We start from the raw sequence: 20,737 nt of genomic DNA, 5'->3' as shown, positions 1-20,737 counted from the left end.
TTATCTAATTAATAATTATAGAACTACTGTTTTTTTTTTGTTTTTTTTTAAATTAAAAAAGCAATCCTAGTCTTTGATTGTCATTTTAACCAATTCAATCTTCTTATTTGTTGCTTCTTCAATGACAAAATGATAATTTTCTATAGTAATTTCATCTCCTTTTTGAGGAATTTCCTTAGTAAAACCTACTATAAATCCTCCAAGTGTACCATAAGAATCACTCTCGGGAATTTCCAGCTTATACGTTTGATTTAAGTACTCTACATCAAAACGAGTTGAAAATAAAAACGAATTATCACCCAGTTCTTTTTCTATTAATTCTTCATCCAAATCATGCTCATCTTCTATTTCACCAAAAAGCTCTTCCACAATATCTTCAATAGTTAATATCCCTGATGTACCACCATATTCATCCAATACTACCGCCACGCTTTTTCTCTTTTTAGTCAGCAAATTCATAGCATCTTTTACAAAAATTGCTTCTGGAATAAATTCTACTGCAATAACTATTTCCTTAATACTGGAAGGTTTTTTAAACAAGTCAAAAGAGTGTACATAGCCAATGATGTCATCTAATGAATTTTGATAAATCACCATTTTAGAATAACCAGTTTCTATAAATAACGCTTTTAGATTCTCTATCGATTCTAAAACATCGATTGCTGCAATTTCAGTTCGTGGAGTCATAACATCCCTAGCTTTAACCGCAGAGAAATCTAAAGCATTTCTGAAAATTTGTATTTCTGAATCTACTTCTTCATCATTCTCAACTGTACTCATTTGTTCGGCAATATAATTCCCTAGCTCTATTTTACTAAAATAAAGCTGCACTTGATCTCCTTCAGTTTTAAAAAATTTCCTCAAAACAAAATCAGAAATCCAAATCAAAAAAGTAGAAATAAAATAGAATAATTTATAAAAGAAGTAAGACGGTATGGCAAAAAACTTGATTAGTAAATTGGCATATATTTGAAAAAAAACTTTGGGAAGAAATTCTGCAGTTATTAGAACTATAAAAGTCGAAATTACCGTTTGAATCAAAAGACTAGTGAAATTCGAAAAATGCAAATCAAACAATAACAACCATCTCATCAACAACTCACCCATAAAAAACCCATAAACAACAAGGGCTATATTGTTACCGATAAGCATTGCGGCAATAAATTTTGATGGTTTCTCTGTGAGCTTTGTAAGTGTTTTGGAAACAAAACTGTCTTGTTTTTTTTCTAACTCAAGATAAATTTTATTCGAAGAGATAAACGCTATTTCCATTCCAGAAAAAAAAGCACATAGTATTAAGCACAATATTATGATACCTATTTCCATTTCATTTAAGATTGTTTATTTCTATCTTCAAACTTTTTTGCAAACTTCCTTCTAAAGAAAAACATAAAAATGGCAAGTCCTGCAATAATAAAACTTAGCAAAGGAGTTTCGTTGGTGCTCCATTTTGTATAACCATCATATAAAAAATAGATTCCAAAAGCTAAGTATAGGTAAGAGGTATATTTTAAAAAATTCATGTTTTTTGTTTTTTATTATTCTTTTGATTCTATTTCCCCTTGTATTCTTTGCGAATTAATGGTTTTAAAATCTTTACTAAAATCAATTCCTTGCCCAGTAGAACTGTTTGCGGCATCAGTCAATTTAAATTTCTTTTCAGTATAAAACCATTGATTTTTTTGATCAAAAAATAATTGCTCAGTTTCTAATACTTGTCCTGCTTCCGAAGTAATTTTTACTTTACCCTGTAAATCTATAATATTAGTTTGTTTATAGGAAACCGCGTAATTCGAACGAATGAAAGTTCTTTTTCCGTTATTATCATAAACTGTTACATCAACCCCTTTTGGAAATTCTGTAAAGGCAAACTCAACATTGGCGTAATCGAACATTTTAGGGCTCACCAATATTGATTTTATTTTTCCTGAATCGGTATATTTTAAATTCACATCATCTGCATCGCCACTTGGAACAAATTCAGAATAGTCATTTTTATGAACTTCTTTAAAATTACTTTCACAACCAAAAAGCACACTTACAATAATGAAAAGTGACAAAAAAAAAGAAATATCTTTATTAAAAAAATTCATAGTAAACATTTAAACAATACAGAAACTCAATTTCTTTGACTTATAATTAGTCAATTTTTCTATGTCCAAACCATTTATCATTAAGAGAAAAGCTCACGGCAAGAGTAAAGTAATTTTCTTTAACCAATCCATTAGAAGTAGTCCCTCTTGTCCCATATTCTAATCCTAAGTTAAAATTAGAAAGACTTCCAATAATAGGCATTCCAAATCCAAGAGTTACCGCTTTCTCATCAATTTCTTCAGAAGAAATTATGGTTCCTGTTTTCGTATATTTCAAACCTCCTCTATACACCACCTTTTGAAAATATCTTGAAAAAACATTATAATTAGGAACATAAAAACCTCCTAAACTATAACTTGAATATTTACCATAAGTAACATTACTTAATGTATTGAAGTCATCTGTCAACTTTCCAACATTTTGAAAAACCAATTGAGTTCCTAACAACCATTTTTTGGTCTTACCTGCTCCGAAACCGATAGATACCTTATCTGGAATTGTCAAATCTGTTCTAATTTGTCTTTCATCCTGAGGATCAATAATAGCTACATCATAATTTGAATTATAATTTACGGTTGAAATAGTTTTGGTATTTGTAGAGGATAATTTACTTTTAGGAGTATAGGTCAAACTACTGTAAAAATTTGTTTTTTCAAAGATTTTATGCTTGTACATTACACCTATATTAGTTGCAAATCCATTCAAATCAGCTTTGTTTGTTTCTTGTGTTCCGACCACTACACCAGTTAAATATTCTAAATTTGAGTTATTAATCCTTCCAAAATTATACTGCATATCAATACCAACTAATAAATTTGGAATAACAGTATATCCAAATGATAAAAAAGCTTTATTTAAACCTCCCGTACCTTTCATCACATTATTAACACCATCGGGTTTATCGTCAGTTGATTGAATATTATAACCTACTGAAGTATAAGGAATCAAACCAAATCCAACACCCATTTTCCCTAAAGGCAAAGCAATTGCCAAATAATCCAAAGTTGTTCTTTGAGATTTCTCACTTCTGGAGTCAGTTTTCAAATTGGTAGTCGTATAATTTCCTCCTATTGTAAAAGCCGTAAACCTCATAGCAGCAAAACTCGCTGGATTCAAAATATTCATATGAAGACTGTCTTGCTCGATACCAAGCCCTCCCATGGAACGATTTTCAAGATTTCCTTTAAATCTGGATTCTCCTATTCCGAAAAAAGAATAAGGAGATGCAGTTCCACTTTGAGCATTAGACATTAGTGAAAAAAAGAAACATGCAATAACAATAATTTTTTTAATCATTTTCTATTTTATATTGAAAAATTTGATTCAAACTCTCTAATAGGAAATTTGAATTGGCAAATATGGTATTTTTTAATCGTTTAGCCAAAAAAACTGCATCTCCACCCGTTAAAATTATTATAAAGTTTGGATGTAATGCCTTATATTCCTCTATAAAACCATCAATTTCATAGACCAATCCGTTTACAACTCCTGAATGTAACGATTCTGAAGTTGATTTACCTATAAAATATTCCGGATTCTCCAATTCTAATAAGGGAAGTTTTGCCGTAAAATTATGTAAAGCGCTATATCTTAACTGAAGCCCAGGAGAAATTGCACCACCAAGATAATTATTTGATTCGTCGATAAAATCATACGTGACACAAGTCCCAGCATCGATAACTAGTCGGTTCTGATTTGGGAACTGAAGTGTCGCGCCAGTTGCAAGCACCATCCTATCAACACCTAAAGTATTTGGCGTCTTATAACGATTGACAAACGGAAAGGAATCATTACGGGAGACGAAATGAATGTTTACCCGACTTTCAAAGTTTGAAAAAGACTGTTTTTCTATATCCGAAACAGAAGAAACTACCAAATGATATATTTTTTTATACTTTTTTAGAATATTTTGAATATTTATTTCAAGCTCAGTTTTCAAAAAAACAAAACTCTCCAAAATGGTAGTCCCCTCAAATACAGCAGATTTAATTCTGGTATTCCCAACATCAATTGCTAGAATCATAATTTATCTTTAACATTGCGAAGATACAAATTGATTTTTTTTAAAATTTGTTTTGGATAAATTAAAAATGATCCTATATTTGCACCCGCATTAGCACGGTACCTTAGCTCAGATGGTAGAGCAATGGACTGAAAATCCATGTGTCCCTGGTTCGATCCCTGGAGGTACCACAAAACCCACTAAGAAATTAGTGGGTTTTTTGTTTTTACCCCTTACCTATTTATTAAGCTAAAAAACGTGACTATCTCAAAAACAGAGGCTAAGAAAAAACAAGTTCTTCAAATGAATCAGAAAAAAAGACAAACTAATTAGTCCTCAATTAGAGAAATAAAACAACTGAAATTAAAAACTTTAATTTAATTTTCATAAATTCATATCCAAAAACGTACATTTTTAGTCATTTAAACTATTAATATTGAGAATTAAGAAACCTTTATTAATAACGACAGTTCTTGTTAATTTCTAATATTAACGCAAATAGAAATCAAAACATAATGAAATCTAATCATTCATTAACTTCATTCTATTCAGAGCCAACCTTTTTAAGGTCCACACCTGTCGTTATTCTTTTAGTAGCAGCATTATATATTCTTCTTGCCAAACTCAGCTTTTTATTATCAATAGCTTTTTTGGCAGTTAGCCCACTATTTCCAGCCTCAGGATTATCATTGGCAGCTGTCTTAATTTTAGGCAACAGAGCTTTACCAGGAATCTTTATTGGCGCTTTTTTATCAAATATTTTAAATAATTTAAATGTCCAAAATTTAAACAATCAACATTTACTAACTATAATCTTTGCCGGATTCTTCATTGGCCTTGGGAACGTAATCGCATCAATCATTAGCAAATACATAATAATCAATACAAATAAGAAGAATCATCCATTATACAACGGAAAAAATATATTAATACTACTTATTTCTGGCTCTATTACTTACGCCACAATCACTTCATCAATAGGTGTAATTACTTTAACTATTGGCGGTTTTATAACCAAAGAACACTGGTATGTTTTTCAAACATGGTGGCTTGGAGACATTGTTGGGATCATTTTAGTTACCCCCGTTTTTTTATCTTGGTATCTAAAAGATTCTTTTGAGAAAAAAAAATTTAAAATCTTAGAATTACTATTATTTGGAGCTGTTGTTGTCCTTGTTTGTTACATAGTATTTTTTAAACATTTTGATCTAAAGTACATCATTATTGCTATTCTGTTTTGGGCTGTTTATCGTTTTGGAACACAAATCACAACGCTCATTATTCTAATAATTTCTTCATTTGCAATCATAACAACAGTCAAAGGAATTGGTCCATTTAGCAAAGACAGTATCAATAATTCAATTTTATCATTAGACTTATTTCTGTGTTTCACCGCTATATGTAGTCTTTTTTTATCATCGATTTTAGATGAACGTCAAAGAGCTAAGAACTTAACTAAAATAAGCAGAAAAAAACTACAAAAAAGTGAATCCATCCTTGAATCCATTATTGAAAGCCCGAAAGATGTGAGTATTTATTCGATAGGCCGAAATTACGAATATCTAAATTTCAACAGCCTCCATAAAAACAATATAAAGGCCATGAATAGTATCGAAATTACCCTAGGTATGACACTACAGGAAAGCTTAGTCAATATAGAAGAACTTAATGATGCGGTAGCAGTATTGGACAAAGTTTTTCTTGGGGAGAGCGTCACAACTATAAGACAATTTGATTTCAACGGCAGTTATTGGGAATTTAGAACCAGTCCTATTATAAATGAAGCCGAAGAAATAATTGGAGCAACCGTAATTTCAACCAATATCACAGAAAAAATAAAAATCGAAGAGGCATTAATAAACAGTGAAAAAAAATACCGTGACATATTCACAAACATTCAACATGTTATTTTTCAAATAGACCTCAATAGTATATTTTTAAACATAAGTCCTTCAGTAAAAGACATTATAGAATACACACCCAAAGAGTTAATAGGCCGACATTCACGAATTTTAGACATCGATGACGATGATACTGATTTAGTTCATTATATAATTACCGAAAAAAAGAATTTAATTAATCACGAAAAAATGATTAAAACCAAATCTGGTTTATTAAAAACAATTTCTTTAAATGCAAAATTAATTTATAACAAAGATGGCACTCCCGACCATATAGATGCTATCGCACAAGACATTACAGAAAGAAAAGAAAATGAACAAAAAATTGCATCACAAAACCAAAAATTACAAATCCAAAACAAAGAATTAGAGCAATTTGCCTATATAACTTCCCATGATTTACAAGAACCTTTATTAACTTTAAAATATTTTACAGAACTTCTCAAGAATGATCATCTAAAAGACCATAATGAAGAAGAACAAGAACAATATCTAAATTTTATTTTTGAGTCATCTGATAGAATGCAAAAGCTTGTTAAAGGACTACTAGACTATTCCAGAATAGGAAAACAAGTTGAAATTTCAAAAGAGGATTGTAATGAAATAGTAAATAATGCTATCTCAACGTTGACTAATAGTATCGAAAAAACGAAAGCAAATATTCACATTGATAAACTACCAACAGTAAATGGATACTTTGTAGAATTAATCCAATTATTCAAACACTTAATAGCCAATTCTATAGAATTCAGAAAAAAAGAAGTCCCTTTAGAAATCAATATAAGTGCAATACCAGTTGGCAATAATTGGCAAATCACTGTACAAGACAATGGGATTGGAATTGAAGAACATAATCTCGAAAAAATATTTATAATTTTTAAACGCTTAAATAATCGGGAAGAATACTCTGGAATAGGACTAAGTCTCGCAATTTGTAAAAAAATTATCGCCTTACACGGAGGGAATATTTGGGCAGAATCTTCATTTGGTCATGGCACTACTATATTTTTTACCATACCAAAAATTAACATCAATGAAATCTCATAACTTATAATAGTTATGAGAAAATCAATAAATAATAAAAATGAAAAAATTAAACACTGTATTACTAATCGATGATGATAAAGCTACTAATTTTATCACCAAAATGCTCATTAAAAAAGCAGACATAACAGATCATATTGAAACTGTATTGAATGGACAGGAAGCATTAGATTATTTAACAAACTCTGGTAAATACGAAAAATCAGATGATGTATATCCACAGCCTATGCTAATATTTCTTGATATTAATATGCCAGTTATGGATGGATGGGAATTTGCAGAAGCCTTTTCTGGATTGAAATCCAACCAAAAAGGAGATGCTAAAATTATAATGTTAACAAGCTCACTTAATCCCGATGATAAAGAAAGAGCATCAAAACTCTCTGCAATTACAGGTTTTCAGAGTAAAATACTAACTCCCGAAGGTCTTACAAGTATAATGGACCAATATTTCCCATACTAATCAAATTGTAGTCTTTACTTTTTTAATCAACACCAATTAGCTAATCAAAAAACGATATAAATAGACCACTTATACAAATAAAATAATTAAAATTTTGAATTAAAATATAACAAATAACAAAAAAAATATTTTTTTTGTTATTTGTTATATTTTTTTATATATATTTATCAGATAATCGGAAAAAGAACACACTTAGTCGATTATTTAAAATAAATGCAAATAGAAAATTTGCTTGATAAAAGATAAAATATGACCCCCATTTTACTTAATCAACTACGAAGTGTAATTACTTCTCCATTAATTTTTAAATTTTGTAAAAAATTTGAAGAAAATGAAATTTTACTAAGAAAATCAATTGACACGAGTATCTGTACAGTACTTATTGGTCTTGATAATATAATCGACAATAGTTCATTATATGATAAAGTGATTGAATCTATAACTTTCACTGAATTTTACAAAACCATTGAATATGACAATGGGAAATTATCTTCAATAAATTACTCATTTGAACATGAAGGTTTTACTCCTTTAAATTTAATTTTTTCGGTTAAAAAAGGACGTATATCCGAAATGATCTCCAATGAAGTTGGTGTTAAAAGCGAAACTGCAGGGGCTATTCTAAATTTTGCTGTTATGCTGATACTATCACATTTTAAAAATGAAAAGCAAAAAACAAAAAAAATACAAAATGATTTGAACTCCGAAAAAAAAGCAATCTTAAATACAGTTCCTGAAGGCATTAGAGTAATTCTTGGCTATCCAAATTTCGAATATGAAGACGCCTTTAGCGCTAATACTTTGATAAAAACAGATTTAAAATTGCATTTCTTAAGCAAAATTTTCAAAATACAATAATCAATTTATTTTAAAAAAGAGGGGAGTTTCACTAGTGAAACTCCCCTCTTTTTTATTTTTATTTAAAACTCCAAATATTGAATTCTCAACAACATATTTATATTGTCAAACTTCTTTTCCCGACTATTCTTCTTTAATCCAAGAATCAATTTTATTTTCTAATAAAGCCAATGGCATTACACCAGATTCTAATACTTTTTCATGGAATTTTTTAATGTCAAATTTGGCTCCCAACTTATCTTGAGCTCTTTTACGAAGTTCAAGAATTTTAAGTTGCCCAATTTTATATGACAAAGCTTGTCCAGGAATAGCCATATAACGTTCGATTTCGACAGTAATTCCTGCTTCACTTTCAGCCTCATTCTGCATAGAATATTTAATAGCTTGCTCTCTAGTCCATCCTTTACTATGCAATCCGGTATCAACTACTAAACGAACGGCTCTATGCATTTCATTTCCTAACATCCCAAAATACTGATATGGATCTTGATACAAGCCTAATTCTTTACCCAAACTCTCTGTATATAATGCCCAACCCTCACCATAAGCACCAAACCAATTAAACTTTCTAAAATCAGGTAAGGCTGAATTCTCTTGTTGTAATGAAATTTGAAAATGATGCCCAGGAATAGCTTCATGCAAAAACAAATCTTCATCCCCATATACATTGTACTCTTTTACATTAGGAATGGGAACATAAAAAACACCTGGACGAGACCCATCTGCTAATCCTTGCATATATTCAGCGCTAGCTGTTTTTTCGCGAAAAGCTTCAGTTCTTCTTATCTCAAATTTTGTCTTAGGTTGTAATGAAAATAGCTTATCAACATTTGGTTTTATGACGCTATAAATTCTTTCAAAATTAGCAATTACTTCTTCTGGCTTTTTAAATGGTTTTAGTTCCGGTTTATTCCTTACATAGTCAAAAAATTCAATGAGAGTACCTTTAAATCCAACCTGATTTTTTACTTTTTCCATTTCTACATTCAAACGAGCAACCTCCTTTAATCCCAATTCGTGAATCTCTTCAGGAGTCATATCTGTCGTTGTCCAGTATTTTACATATGCAGCATACATTTCCTTTCCAGAAGGCAAACTTCCAATTCCACTAGTAGATCTTGATGCAGGCAAATATTCATTTTTAAGAAAATCAGCCATTTTTTTAAATTTCGGAATCAGTTTGTCATTTATTTCAGCAGTGTATTTAGCTGTTAAGTCTTTTTTTACTTCTTCTGAAAATGTTGCAGGCATCAACTTTATAGAAGAATAAAACAGATTATCTTCGATTTTTGAAGTTGGCATTTCAGCAAATTGAGGAATTACTTTTTCTGTTAATGCTTTAGGTAAAACGATTCCTTTTTCAATTCCTTTTTTCATATATACTATAGCCGAATCGATCCAAAAACTATACTTATCCATTCTCTTTAAAAAGTCAGCATAATCCTTTTCTGTTTTAAAAGGTTGTCCGCTAGTACCACCGGCATATTGCCCCATAGTTAAATGAGTTCCCCAAAACTGATGAATTGGCATCAGATTGGTAGGTTGTTCTAGTATTTTTTTTCCAACTTCAACTTCCCATTTTATGATTTCATAACTATTTTTCTCTTCTTCAGATAGTTGTTTTTCATCAAATGCGGTTAATCCAGTTTCATATTTATTTAAGAACTCAAGTTGTTTTTTTCTATAACTATCAGTCATTTCAAATTGTAACTGATCATTGTAACCAATTTGACCGCTTTGGGTCGCTCCTAAAGGATCCAGTATATTTTTATCATCAAAATAGTTTTTCGTAAATAATGAAAAATCTTGTTTATTCTCATTTGATTTACAATTAACTAATACAATCGACGCAATAACTGCTGTTATAAAAAATGTAATTCTCTTCATATTTGTTGCATTTTAAGGTTTTATAAAACTAATTATTAATATAAATATAATTGTTAATTTTTACTTAAAATCTTATCCGTGATAGACTCTGGATGCTACAATTTTATTTTCCTTTACAACAAGAACCTCAGCAACAAGCATCTCTTCATCCCCATCTACTGTTCGCACGTATTCCATAAAAACCCTATCCGCATTGGCCGTTAGAGAAGTGACTCTGTAATGTAAACTAGGTAATCGATCAAAAGCATCTTGCCACCAACTTCTAAGCGCTTCTTTTCCTGTTACTAAACCTTGAGTTTCAGGTATGCGTATTTTTAATTTTGGGCTATAATGTTCGGCTTCGTCATCATAAAGAGACAATAATTGTTCTAAATTATGACTATTAAAGGCATCAAACCATTTAAAAGCTATCGATTGTAATTTTTCTGGTGTCATTTAGTACTGTTTTAAATTAAAAAACCCCTTTACAATTTGATTTGAAAGGGATTTAAAATTATTATTTTAAAGAAAATTATACGTTTTTCAAATTGATAACTTCTTGTTCTGTAAGCATTCTCCAATTCCCTCTTGGCAGGTTTTTCTTTGTCAAACCAGCAAAAGCCACACGATCAACTCTAAGGACATTATATTCGAAATGTTCAAATATTGCACGGACTACTTTTATATTAGAGGATTTTAATTGAATCCCAATTTCACTTTTAGATTCTCCATCAATATAACTTACTTCGTCTACCGAAACTCGGTGTCCATCTAATACAAGCCCTTTATTAATTTTTTCTAAATCTTCAAATTTTAAATTTTTGTCTAAAGAAACTTGATAGATTTTAGTAGATTTCTGACTTGGTAATGTGAATTTACGAATCATATCAGTATCATTAGTAAAAACTAATAAACCTGTTGTATTCTTATCCATTCTACCAATAGCACCAATTTTAGCAGTAGTAGAACCTTTTACTAATTCTAAAACATTACGATACTCCTGACCTTCATCAAGTGCAGTAGTAAAATTTTTAGGCTTATTTAATAAGATGTATACCTTTTTCTCTGGAGTTAAAACTGCACCATCAAAATTCACAACATCTCCTGGTTTTACCATGTATCCCATTTCGGTAACTGGTATTCCGTTTACTTTTACATTTCCTGATTGAATATAAATATCAGCATCACGTCTAGAACAAGTACCTGAGTTTGAAATATATTTATTCAAACGAATTTCATCTTTTACTTTAGGTCTTTTAGGTGCTTGATTTGGTTTTTTTTCAACTTTATTAGCCTCTGCTTCGGCTACTTTAGTGTTTACTTTTACTTTTTTAGGCCCCTGAGCCCTTTTTTGCATCGCAGGTTTTGGCTTATTTGAACTTGGTCTAGAACTCGTTGGTCTAGCACCACTTCTTTTATTATTGCCGTCCTTATTATTCATAATATTCTATAATTTGGTGCAAAGATACTATTTATATAATTGAGAAACGATTTTTGATAATTAGAAAACGTTAACTCATTAATTTAATGCTCTTTAAAACATTTAAAATTAGTTCGTAATCTGATTCTAAGCTGAAGATAATAAAATGTCTAATGTTTATATTTAGCCCTGATCGAAACGGTATCCTTTGTTTTTTTATTTAAAAAAGCAAAGATATAGTGAAGAGCAGGAACCATGTTTCCTAAAAGCACCTAATGTTTCTGCTCCAAAAAATATTCATCACTAAATTGTCATTAACACTTTTTTACCATGCCATAATACAGAAGGATTAATAAGAACGATACAAAAAACTCCAGCAACAATGAGAAACTTAAGTACATTGTGAAGCATTACGTACTGAGCTTTAGTTTGCCACTTCCATAAATATAGCAGAAAAAAAATTAAAATTATAAATCCAAAATAAAAATAAATATCCATGTAGCCAACATCATAAATATTGATCAAAAAGTAAACAGGGATAACCGTCAATAATGTCAATGTTGTAATTATTTTTTTGGCTATTTCTTCTCCATAAATAATTGGAATAGTTTTGTAATTATTAGCAAAATCTCCTTTTAGATTTTCCAAATCTTTTATCATTTCTCGGATTAAAATTAACAGGAATAAAAAAGCACCGTGTGAAAGGATAACCGCAAGTTTACTACTATTGTTTTCGATTTCATACAGGGGCATTTGTAAATAATAATACAACAGGATTCCAAAAAAAGGAAGGACTGCTAGAAATGCAGCCATTAAATTCCCAATTAAAGGATATTTTTTGATTTTATGAGAATAAAACCAAATCAAAAAGATATAAGCCGAGTAAAATAAAACAGCTCTAAATGAAACAAAAAAAGCGATCAGAGCAACAAAAAGGTTGAGACTGAAATAGACCTGCAGTTTCGTTTTTTGACTCACCAAACGATCCAATTGTGATTTATTGGGACGATTAATAAGGTCCTTTTTGCTATCGTAAAAGCTATTGATAATATAGCCAGAAGCAATAGTCAAACTAGAACACATAACAATAATAAAAAGACGAAAATCTAACAATATAGACAAAGCCCTTTGCTCTGGAGCCAATATAAAAATAGCCGATAAATATTGAGCTAAAGCAATAACAGGTATGTTATAACCCCTAACAACAGAGAATAAACTGATAATTTTTAATATAAATAGTTTATGCTTTCTGCTTAACATGTAATTTGTTTAGAATTTATAACGGCTTTTAATAATTTCCCTATCTAAATATTAAAACTGATAAACTACTTCCAATTTAAAATCTTTCAATGATGCTTTTGCTTTTTCTAAATCTTCGGTAAAACCTAAGATATAACCACCACCACCAGAACCACACAATTTCAAATAATAATCATTTGAATCGATTCCTTCTTGCCAGATTCCATGAAATTGCTCTGGAATCATTGGTTTAAAATTATTAAGAACGACCTTAGACAATTGTTTGGTGTTTTCAAATAATGACTTTATATCTCCACCTAGAAAATTCTCTACACAAGCATCAGTATATTTTACAAATTGATTTTTTAACATCGTACGGAAACCTTGATCTTTTAGATTTTCCATAAAAATATTGACCATTGGAGCTGTCTCCCCCACAATTCCCGAATCTAATAAAAATACAGCTCTTTTTCCGTCCAAACTTTGAGTTGGAATTCCTGTAGCCTCAATGTTATCTTTTGAATTGATTAAAATTGGAATACTCAAATAACTGTTCAATGGGTCAAGTCCAGAACTCTTTCCATGAAAAAAGCTTTCCATTTGGGAAAAAATTGTTTTCAGAGTCAATAATTTTTCTCTGGTTAGATTTTCTAAAACAGTAATTTTATGTTGCGCATATTTATCATAAATAGCAGCTACCAAAGCACCACTACTACCAACTCCATATCCTTGAGGAATACTCGAATCAAAATACATTCCTGTCTGAACGTCGTTATTTAAAGTCTCTAAATCAAATGTTACCAATTCAGGTTGTTCTTGTTGCAGATTTTCCAAATAAACAACAAATCTTTTCAAGTGTCCATTTGATTGTATCGCTTCAGCCGAAGGATTAGTATCTTTCTTTAAAGCCCCATTGTAAAAATTATAAGGTATAGACAACCCTTTTGAGTCACGAATAATTCCGTACTCTCCAAAGAGTAATATTTTTGAGTAAAATAAGGGTCCTTTCATAAATATTTCAAAAAATTATCCACTTGGGGTTGATAATTGTATGTTGTCAAAAATCGACTACATCGCCACGATTTTCGTTTTGTATTGCTATGTTTATTTCTTCTTGTTGTTCAGGGGTTAACTCTTCCCAAACCTCTTTTTCAACCTCATCAAAAATAGCTTTTATTTTTTTCAGAAGAAGGGCATCTTTAGTTTCAACTAACTTTTTTATTAACTCTAATTTTTCAGCATTCAAATCCATGATTGTGACAATTAAAATCTAAATATACAAAAATAAAGAATCAACTCAACAAAGCACCGTTCCCAATTTCGTCGCAAAGATACTGACCATTTTGGCAATACCCAACTAATTCTGCTGTAATAAATTGCAACACTTTTTCTTTGTACTCATTTGGGTATAAAACATGCACATTGGCACCTGCATCCAAAGTGAAACAAATAGGGATTTTAGTTTCATTTCTAAATTTCCAAATCGCATTAATTATCTGCAAAGTATTGGGTTTCATTAAAATAAAATACGGTAAAGAGGTCATCATCATAGCATGTAAAGTCAAGGCTTCACTTTCTACAATTTTGATAAATTCTTCGAGATTACCACTTTCAAAAATAGTAATTAATTGATCTAAATTAGTATGCGCTTGAGCAAATCTAGTTTCAGCAAAAGGATGATTGTGCATCAAATCATGACCAACTGTACTCGAAACTTGTTTTTCTCCTTTATCTACTAATAAAATAGTATCTTGATAGTTCTTAAAAACTGAATGAATTGTATATGGATATTCAACTCCATATAAATCTGAACTGCCTTTTATATTCGCTTGACTTCCCCAAACTACTACTTGGCCTTTTACGCTTCTGCAAGCACTTCCAGAGCCTAATCGAGCCAAAAAAGATGCTTTACTATAAAAATAATCGTCAGTCATTGCTGGATTTAATTTCTTTTCCAAGCTCATAAAATTCATCGCCAAAGCTGCCATTCCTGATGCCGATGAAGCAATTCCTGAACTGTGTGGAAATGTATTTTGAGTGTCAATTGTAAAATGATAATCCTTTAAAAAAGGTAAATATCGCTCTACTCGTTCTAAGAATTTTTGAATCTTAGGTTTGAAATCTTCCTTAGATTTTCCTTCAAAAAGTAAATCGAAAGAAAAATTTCCATCGTTTTGCCTTTTGGCGAAAGCCAAAGTTGTAATCGTTTTACAATTGTTTAAAGTAAAACTAACGGATGGATTTGCAGGAATCTGATTTTCTTTTTTTCCCCAATATTTTACCAACGCAATATTACTAGGCGCACTCCAAGAAAAACTGCCTTGGTCTATCGAATTATTATATTCTAATGGAATAAAATGGTCAACTTCAAACATAAATACAAATTTTCGGCAAAGATACTTTTTTTGGTTAAATCGTTTACATAGAAAGTTTCTAAGTTTCTATGTCGCTGAGTTCCTAAGCGACTCAGAAACTTAGAAACTTAAAAAAGTTTTAAGTACTTTTGACTTCTCAAAAACAAAAAAATGAATAAGCTTACCAAAATATTATCGATAGTTGTTACTTGTCTTGTTGTGGGTTATTTTTCAGGAATAGTGACCAGAACTGCAATAACAACATGGTATCCAACTTTAATTAAACCAAGCTTTAATCCTCCTAATTGGGTTTTCGCGCCCGTTTGGAGTATGCTTTATATTATGATGGGAATTGCTGCAGGTTTAGTCTGGGACAGAATAGATTTTGAAAAAGAAATCGTTAAAAAAGCATTACAATTCTTTGCCATTCAATTGGCTCTAAATGCCTTGTGGTCGTATTTGTTTTTTGGACTAAAAAATCCAATGCTAGCTGGACTGGAAATAATTATTTTATGGCTAATGATTTATGAAACTTATATTCAATTTTCTAAAATCAACAAAATTTCAGGTTATTTATTTATTCCTTATTTACTTTGGGTAAGTTTTGCTACGGTTTTAAATGGAGCAATTTGGTGGTTGAATAGGTAAAAAAATGAATTATTTTATCTTTTGGAATTCGATATTTTTAATTAATAAAAAATCCATCATATCGAGAACATTACTAGAATCATTTATTTTTTTCGACCTCGGATCGGCATCACAAAATTGAAGAAAAAGTTCAATTTCTTCGGGTTTTAATTTTAAATTTTGAGTAAAGAATTTTTCATCACAAGTTTTTTTTGCCAAAGTCGCAAATTCAATGTCAGCTGGTTTTTCTTTTCCCGGTTCCTTTTCTTTTTTAAATAAATCTATGATCTTTTTACCAATTGCAGCAAAATTCAAGCCATTAACAAATGTCCCTCCTCTAACCATTACGATCTTGTTTTCAGTATAGGGATTTTTTTCTGCAGTAATTTCATCACGTTTACTTTGTTCGTGCCATTTGTTTGAACTTAACTTAATCTTATTTATTTTAGTAACTAAAACTTCATCTAATACTTCGGCATTTTTAATCATTATAACTTGTAGATTGTTAACCTCAATCTGTACTGCAGATACTTTTAACCTTTTTAAATCGTAATCTTTTGCATAAATAAGGAGACTATCATTAGCTTTAACGGCAATTAAAAATTCGCCTCGATCATTTGTTGTAGTACTTTTTTGTGAAGTCTTATTGATTACATCTGCATTTTGAAGTAAAAAATTTTCAGATGACACCACTCCCGAAAGATACTCTCTCGTTTGTGAAAAACCGAATTGGAAAACAAATAAGGATAATACTAAAAGTAATTTTACGTTCATTTTCTGGTTTTATACTGAAAGTAAATATATACGAATAGTCATTAATAAAAACTTAGAATAGATGTAATTTTTTGTTAATTACTGCTTTAATCAATATTATTCGCTACAATAAAACCACTCGTCCAAGCATTTTGAAAATTAAATCCTCCAGTTATTGCATCTATATTTACTATTTCGCCAGCAAAATAAAGATTCTCATGCAGTTTACTTTCCATGGTTTTAAAGTTAATCTCTTTTAAATCAATTCCGCCGGCTGTTACAAACTCTTCCTTAAAAGTACTTTTCCCATTGACTTGAAAAGTACAATTGATTAGTTGGCTCACTAAATTTTGCAATTGAATTTTAGACAAATCAGCCCATTTTGTTTCGCTTTCAATATTAGAAGCCAAAACCAAACTCTCCCACAAACGGTTTGGGAACTCAAATGGAGACTTTTTGGAAACTGCTTTTTTTGCATTTTCTTGTTTTACAGTTTTTAGAATTTTCTCAGTATCTTCGGCATCAACATCATTAAGCCAATTTACAAAAATGGTAAACTGATAATTTTTATCGTGCAAAATACGGGCTCCCCAAGCCGACAACTTCAAAATCGCCGGACCACTCATTCCCCAATGGGTGATTAACAAAGGCCCAGTCGAAACTAATTTGGTATCTTTTACCCTAACCGTAACTTGTGCCGCTACGCCTGGCAATTCTTTTATTCGGGAGTCTTTTATATTAAACGTAAATAATGAAGGAACAGGGTTTACAATAGCATGTCCTTGTTGTTGAAGCATTTCCCAAATTTTAGGATTACTTCCTGTGGCAAGAACCAATTTCTCTACGATATAATTTTCGTTTTGAGTTTCAACTTTCCAAAAATTATCCTTTTTAAAAATGGATTGTACACTTTGTCCTGTGAGTACAGCAATACCTAATTTTTGAGTCGTCTTTATAAAACAATCTATAATAGTTTGTGAAGAATTCGAAACTGGAAACATACGCCCATCTTCTTCAATTTTGAGTTCTACTCCATGTTTTTCGAACCATTCTATTGTATCTCCCGAACAAAATTGATGAAAAGGACCTCGCAATTCTTTTTCGCCACGAGGATAAAATTTCACTAATTCATTGGGCTCAAAACAGGCATGCGTTACATTACATCGCCCACCGCCAGACACACGAACTTTGCCCAACACTTCTGAACCTCTTTCGAGAATTGCCACTTTTATTTTTGGGTTTTTCTCTACAATATTGATAGCTGTAAAAAAACCTGCAGCACCACCACCAACTATTAGTATATCGAAATTTTGATTCATGATTACGAGTAGAGATTGAAAATTTAGTTTTTTTTCTTAAACATATAAGGCTTATAAGGACATTTAAAGGAAATGCACTCAAACTTATATGTACTTATATACCTTATATGGTAAAAAGTTGTTTTTTGAATTATTTTGCAAAGGTAAGCATTCGTTTTTGAAAGAATGTCTGTTCCAACTTGTTTAAATTCTATCCAAGAAATCAGTAATTATTCCATCCACTTTAAATGATTTCATTTTTTGAATAGCTTCTGAGTCATTGACAGTCCAAGGAAAAATTTTAATGTCATGTTTTTTTATTGTAGAAACATATTCATTAGTTAATAATTGATAATCGGGGTGTAATGCTTCAGCTTTCATGAATCGGGCAAAAGAAATAGCCAAATCCAAATCCGTTTCAGTTAGAACCCCAATTCGGATATCATCATTTAAAAACCGAACCTGTTGCAATGCATTCCAATCAAAACTTGAAACTATAAAATCACTATGCTGCCATTTTTTATCTGAAATATAACGTTCAATTAGCTCAACTACTTTCTCGGCTGTATCTTGATTTTTCAGTTCAATATTCACAAAACACTTTTGATTAACCAAATTCAAAACCTCATCTAATGTTGGTATTTCGAACTTTTCATTAATTCTAAAAGATTTTAATTCGTCTAAAGTCAGATGATTAACAATCCCCTTTCCGTTAGTTGTTCTGTCGATAGTTTCGTCATGGATGACAATCAAATGACCATCCAAACTTAAATGCACGTCCAGTTCGATACCGTCGGCATCCATTTTTATTGCTTTTTCAAAAGAAACTAAAGTGTTTTCAGGTTCATATCCTTTGGCTCCGCGATGTCCTATTTTGAGAATTTTGCTCATTTTGGTTTTAGAATTAGTTTTCAATTGATATCAAATATAATACCATTTAGCTTTTGAAAATACCGAAATACGTACTATACTGAATATACAATCGATATGATCTCTCTCTTTTTGATTAAGTTTTAAATTATAGCATACCCTATTATTTTTATTTAAAATTATATTTAACGTAAAGGAAGTAATGATAGAACACAAAAAAACGCCTTTAGAAATAAAGGCGTTTTCGATTTTAATTAGCTAAAATTATTATTTTAGTTCCAACAACACTATATCAAATTCAGTGTCTATCGTTACTTTTCCATTCAATACTATTGCTGTTTTACCAGAATAAGCATCTCTTACAGTGGCTCCATTTTTGAAAGCGTTACCAATACCAATTTCCTTTTTCCCTTTTGCTAAATCCAATCCGATTACTACTGTATCCGAGTATTTTTCTCTAGTAAAAGTTCTGGAACAAACATAAGGTTTTGCCGAAATCTCGACATTTACTCCTGCTCCTACTGCTGGATGATTTTTTCTAAATTGACCTAACTTTTGCCAATGCAAAAGTACTTTTTGAGTTTCGGGATTTGTTTTAATCGCGTCCCAATTCATCAATGAACGTAATGTGGCATCACCCTGAGTTCCTTCTATTACAAGAGAACGAGCAGATTCATCACCATAATACACCTGAGCTATTCCTGGGGTTAATAATAACTTTGTTCCACTTTCGATACTTTTTGTACGTTTTGCATCAAAGGGTCCACCATCATCGTGTGAGGATAAATAATTAAGAACACTATTTCCTTTTAATTCATTATTGAGCAAATCGGAATATTTTGAAAATAAAGTAGAATACCCGTTTTGAGCATCACTTTTGAATTCAAAATTAATCATGGCTGTAAAACCATTCTCGTAATAATTGACTTTTCTATCTCCGAAATCAAATAATTTTCCAGCACTAATATTGTAATTATACACCTCGGCAATGGTGTAAAATGGATTATTATCTAACACTTGATTTGGATTATTATTTTTCCAATTGGCAAATGCATAATCACATTGCGTTTTAAAATCGGCCCAAACACTTTCATCAGTATGTTTTACAGTATCGGCTCTATATCCATCAATTCCAAATTCTGTGATATAATCCGTCAACCATTTTATAATGTAATATTTTGGTGTTCTTGGGTAACCCGTTCTTTTGAAAAAAGCGTCCAAAGAAGCCACTTCTTTATCATATCTTCCTTCTGCTTTCCATTTTTCGACTAAAAAAGGAGGTACTGTTACTTCTACTTTACTTTCCGTTTTTACATCTGGCAAATTAGCAACCAACGTACAAGCAGTAGTGTTGTCAAAATTACTGTATTGACATTGCGGCTCTGTACGAACCCAACCTTCTGGCCAAACCTTATCAATCTCTGTAACGGGTCCTGTATGATTGATTACACCATCTAGCATGATACGAATTCCTTTGCCATGTGCTTTTTTAACCAGTTCTGCTAAATCTTTTTTAGTTCCAAAATTAGGGTCTAAAGCTGTCCAATCTCTAGCCCAATAGCCATGAAATCCATAACTAAAACCTGTCCCCTCATCTACTCCATCATGAATTTGCTCTACAACTGGAGTAAACCAAATTACATTGATACCTAATTTTGTAAAATACCCTTCATCCACTTTTTTAATAATTCCTCTAATGTCTCCTCCTTCAAATCCTCTAAGTTTTCCAGCAGTTTTAGTTCTATTAAAATTGACATCATTTGTTTTATCACCATTATTAAAACGGTCGGTCATCAAAAAATATAAATTGGCACCTTCCCAAACAAAAGGTGTTTTTTCGGTTTTCATTTTATTATGTTTTATCTCTGAATCTTTTTTTACTTGTGCATCTACGAAAGTGGTAGCCAATAAAAGAATCACTGATACTACTAGACTTCTATTTTTCATA

Annotated in this window: 20 protein-coding genes and 1 tRNA gene; 5 read left to right on the top strand and 16 right to left on the bottom strand. The window is 30.9% G+C overall.

Features of this window, described 5'->3' with window-relative positions; genetic code table 11:
• Positions 1-66 precede the first annotated feature (66 nt).
• From CLU82_RS10945 to CLU82_RS10925, 5 genes are read right to left on the bottom strand one after another with little or no spacing between them, the layout of a single operon-like run.
• Positions 67-1,326 carry a hemolysin family protein gene (locus CLU82_RS10945; protein ID WP_100843128.1) on the bottom strand — a complete coding sequence of 420 codons (1,260 nt, stop codon included), beginning with the start codon at positions 1,324-1,326 and terminating at the stop codon, positions 67-69.
• A gap of 5 nt (positions 1,327-1,331) precedes the next feature.
• Entirely contained in the window at positions 1,332-1,523 is a 192-nt protein-coding gene (locus tag CLU82_RS10940; RefSeq protein WP_100843127.1) for a hypothetical protein, read from the bottom strand.
• Positions 1,524-1,538: 15 nt separating this feature from the next.
• Positions 1,539-2,093 carry an LPS export ABC transporter periplasmic protein LptC gene (gene lptC, locus CLU82_RS10935; RefSeq protein WP_100843126.1) on the bottom strand — a complete coding sequence of 185 codons (555 nt, stop codon included), beginning with the start codon at positions 2,091-2,093 and terminating at the stop codon, positions 1,539-1,541.
• Positions 2,094-2,139: 46 nt separating this feature from the next.
• Positions 2,140-3,390, bottom strand: a complete 1,251-nt coding sequence (locus CLU82_RS10930; RefSeq protein ID WP_100843125.1) for a hypothetical protein — start codon at positions 3,388-3,390, stop codon at positions 2,140-2,142.
• Entirely contained in the window at positions 3,383-4,117 is a 735-nt protein-coding gene (locus CLU82_RS10925; RefSeq protein WP_100843124.1) for a type III pantothenate kinase, read from the bottom strand. Before CLU82_RS10925 ends, CLU82_RS10930 begins: the two co-directional genes overlap by 8 nt.
• A 97-nt stretch (positions 4,118-4,214) precedes the next feature.
• Between CLU82_RS10925 and CLU82_RS10920 the strand changes: the two genes are divergently transcribed.
• From CLU82_RS10920 to CLU82_RS10905, 4 genes are all read left to right on the top strand, one after another.
• A tRNA-Phe gene (locus tag CLU82_RS10920) sits at positions 4,215-4,287 on the top strand.
• Positions 4,288-4,611: 324 nt separating this feature from the next.
• Positions 4,612-7,044, top strand: a complete 2,433-nt coding sequence (locus CLU82_RS10915; protein ID WP_100843123.1) for an MASE1 domain-containing protein — start codon at positions 4,612-4,614, stop codon at positions 7,042-7,044.
• Positions 7,045-7,081: 37 nt separating this feature from the next.
• Positions 7,082-7,504, top strand: a complete 423-nt coding sequence (locus CLU82_RS10910; protein WP_100843122.1) for a response regulator — start codon at positions 7,082-7,084, stop codon at positions 7,502-7,504.
• 249 nt (positions 7,505-7,753) lie between these two features.
• On the top strand, positions 7,754-8,362 hold the full coding sequence (locus tag CLU82_RS10905) for a hypothetical protein (protein WP_100843121.1): 609 nt from the start codon (positions 7,754-7,756) through the stop codon (positions 8,360-8,362).
• A gap of 123 nt (positions 8,363-8,485) precedes the next feature.
• Here CLU82_RS10905 and CLU82_RS10900 read toward each other — a convergent pair whose 3' ends face one another.
• From CLU82_RS10900 to CLU82_RS10870, 7 genes are all read right to left on the bottom strand, one after another.
• A complete protein-coding gene (locus tag CLU82_RS10900) occupies positions 8,486-10,249 on the bottom strand; it encodes a DUF885 family protein (protein ID WP_100843120.1) in 1,764 nt (587 codons plus the stop codon).
• A gap of 72 nt (positions 10,250-10,321) precedes the next feature.
• Positions 10,322-10,684, bottom strand: coding sequence for a nuclear transport factor 2 family protein (locus tag CLU82_RS10895; protein WP_100843119.1), 363 nt, complete (start codon positions 10,682-10,684; stop codon positions 10,322-10,324).
• Between the two features lie 76 nt (positions 10,685-10,760).
• Complete coding sequence (locus tag CLU82_RS10890; protein WP_100843118.1) at positions 10,761-11,669, bottom strand: pseudouridine synthase; 909 nt, start codon at positions 11,667-11,669, stop codon at positions 10,761-10,763.
• A gap of 282 nt (positions 11,670-11,951) precedes the next feature.
• On the bottom strand, positions 11,952-12,908 hold the full coding sequence (locus tag CLU82_RS10885; protein ID WP_100843117.1) for a geranylgeranylglycerol-phosphate geranylgeranyltransferase: 957 nt from the start codon (positions 12,906-12,908) through the stop codon (positions 11,952-11,954).
• Between the two features lie 51 nt (positions 12,909-12,959).
• Positions 12,960-13,898, bottom strand: a complete 939-nt coding sequence (locus CLU82_RS10880; RefSeq protein ID WP_100843116.1) for a mevalonate kinase — start codon at positions 13,896-13,898, stop codon at positions 12,960-12,962.
• 46 nt (positions 13,899-13,944) lie between these two features.
• Entirely contained in the window at positions 13,945-14,139 is a 195-nt protein-coding gene (locus CLU82_RS10875; RefSeq protein ID WP_100843115.1) for a hypothetical protein, read from the bottom strand.
• A gap of 40 nt (positions 14,140-14,179) precedes the next feature.
• Positions 14,180-15,262 (bottom strand): diphosphomevalonate/mevalonate 3,5-bisphosphate decarboxylase family protein, encoded by a 1,083-nt coding sequence (locus CLU82_RS10870; RefSeq protein WP_100843114.1) that lies wholly within the window; start codon positions 15,260-15,262, stop codon positions 14,180-14,182.
• A gap of 150 nt (positions 15,263-15,412) precedes the next feature.
• On the opposite strand from CLU82_RS10870, the gene CLU82_RS10865 reads away from it, so the two are divergent.
• Positions 15,413-15,889, top strand: a complete 477-nt coding sequence (locus tag CLU82_RS10865; RefSeq protein ID WP_100843113.1) for a TspO/MBR family protein — start codon at positions 15,413-15,415, stop codon at positions 15,887-15,889.
• 9 nt (positions 15,890-15,898) lie between these two features.
• Here the strand turns inward: CLU82_RS10865 and CLU82_RS10860 are convergent, their stop codons facing one another.
• The 4 genes from CLU82_RS10860 to CLU82_RS10845 all read right to left on the bottom strand — a co-directional run bounded on the left by CLU82_RS10860 (position 15,899) and on the right by CLU82_RS10845 (position 20,736).
• A complete protein-coding gene (locus tag CLU82_RS10860) occupies positions 15,899-16,642 on the bottom strand; it encodes a hypothetical protein (RefSeq protein ID WP_100843112.1) in 744 nt (247 codons plus the stop codon).
• Positions 16,643-16,728: 86 nt separating this feature from the next.
• Positions 16,729-17,940 (bottom strand): NAD(P)/FAD-dependent oxidoreductase, encoded by a 1,212-nt coding sequence (locus tag CLU82_RS10855; protein WP_100843111.1) that lies wholly within the window; start codon positions 17,938-17,940, stop codon positions 16,729-16,731.
• Positions 17,941-18,123: 183 nt separating this feature from the next.
• Positions 18,124-18,810: a glycerophosphodiester phosphodiesterase family protein gene (locus CLU82_RS10850; protein WP_100843110.1), complete on the bottom strand. Its 687-nt coding sequence runs from the start codon at positions 18,808-18,810 to the stop codon at positions 18,124-18,126.
• A 246-nt stretch (positions 18,811-19,056) separates the two neighbouring features.
• Complete coding sequence (locus CLU82_RS10845; protein WP_100843109.1) at positions 19,057-20,736, bottom strand: alpha-amylase family glycosyl hydrolase; 1,680 nt, start codon at positions 20,734-20,736, stop codon at positions 19,057-19,059.
• Position 20,737 lies beyond the last annotated feature (1 nt).

Source organism: Flavobacterium sp. 5, assembly GCF_002813295.1.
Taxonomy (GTDB): domain Bacteria; phylum Bacteroidota; class Bacteroidia; order Flavobacteriales; family Flavobacteriaceae; genus Flavobacterium.
This window is presented reverse-complemented; position numbering and strand designations above follow the sequence as displayed.

Excerpts from the sequence above, each read along its gene's own strand:
- CLU82_RS10905 (WP_100843121.1), top strand. The coding sequence starts at position 7,754 with ATGACCCCCATTTTACTTAATCAACTACGAAGTGTAATTACTTCTCCA.
- CLU82_RS10945 (WP_100843128.1), bottom strand. The coding sequence starts at position 1,326 with ATGGAAATAGGTATCATAATATTGTGCTTAATACTATGTGCTTTTTTT.
- CLU82_RS10850 (WP_100843110.1), bottom strand. The coding sequence starts at position 18,810 with ATGAGCAAAATTCTCAAAATAGGACATCGCGGAGCCAAAGGATATGAA.
- CLU82_RS10860 (WP_100843112.1), bottom strand. The coding sequence starts at position 16,642 with ATGAACGTAAAATTACTTTTAGTATTATCCTTATTTGTTTTCCAATTC.
- CLU82_RS10910 (WP_100843122.1), top strand. The coding sequence starts at position 7,082 with ATGAAAAAATTAAACACTGTATTACTAATCGATGATGATAAAGCTACT.
- CLU82_RS10915 (WP_100843123.1), top strand. The coding sequence starts at position 4,612 with ATGAAATCTAATCATTCATTAACTTCATTCTATTCAGAGCCAACCTTT.
- CLU82_RS10870 (WP_100843114.1), bottom strand. The coding sequence starts at position 15,262 with ATGTTTGAAGTTGACCATTTTATTCCATTAGAATATAATAATTCGATA.
- CLU82_RS10885 (WP_100843117.1), bottom strand. The coding sequence starts at position 12,908 with ATGTTAAGCAGAAAGCATAAACTATTTATATTAAAAATTATCAGTTTA.
- CLU82_RS10875 (WP_100843115.1), bottom strand. The coding sequence starts at position 14,139 with ATGGATTTGAATGCTGAAAAATTAGAGTTAATAAAAAAGTTAGTTGAA.
- lptC (WP_100843126.1), bottom strand. The coding sequence starts at position 2,093 with ATGAATTTTTTTAATAAAGATATTTCTTTTTTTTTGTCACTTTTCATT.
- CLU82_RS10880 (WP_100843116.1), bottom strand. The coding sequence starts at position 13,898 with ATGAAAGGACCCTTATTTTACTCAAAAATATTACTCTTTGGAGAGTAC.
- CLU82_RS10855 (WP_100843111.1), bottom strand. The coding sequence starts at position 17,940 with ATGAATCAAAATTTCGATATACTAATAGTTGGTGGTGGTGCTGCAGGT.
- CLU82_RS10925 (WP_100843124.1), bottom strand. The coding sequence starts at position 4,117 with ATGATTCTAGCAATTGATGTTGGGAATACCAGAATTAAATCTGCTGTA.
- CLU82_RS10940 (WP_100843127.1), bottom strand. The coding sequence starts at position 1,523 with ATGAATTTTTTAAAATATACCTCTTACCTATACTTAGCTTTTGGAATC.
- CLU82_RS10890 (WP_100843118.1), bottom strand. The coding sequence starts at position 11,669 with ATGAATAATAAGGACGGCAATAATAAAAGAAGTGGTGCTAGACCAACG.
- CLU82_RS10845 (WP_100843109.1), bottom strand. The coding sequence starts at position 20,736 with ATGAAAAATAGAAGTCTAGTAGTATCAGTGATTCTTTTATTGGCTACC.
- CLU82_RS10930 (WP_100843125.1), bottom strand. The coding sequence starts at position 3,390 with ATGATTAAAAAAATTATTGTTATTGCATGTTTCTTTTTTTCACTAATG.
- CLU82_RS10895 (WP_100843119.1), bottom strand. The coding sequence starts at position 10,684 with ATGACACCAGAAAAATTACAATCGATAGCTTTTAAATGGTTTGATGCC.
- CLU82_RS10900 (WP_100843120.1), bottom strand. The coding sequence starts at position 10,249 with ATGAAGAGAATTACATTTTTTATAACAGCAGTTATTGCGTCGATTGTA.
- CLU82_RS10865 (WP_100843113.1), top strand. The coding sequence starts at position 15,413 with ATGAATAAGCTTACCAAAATATTATCGATAGTTGTTACTTGTCTTGTT.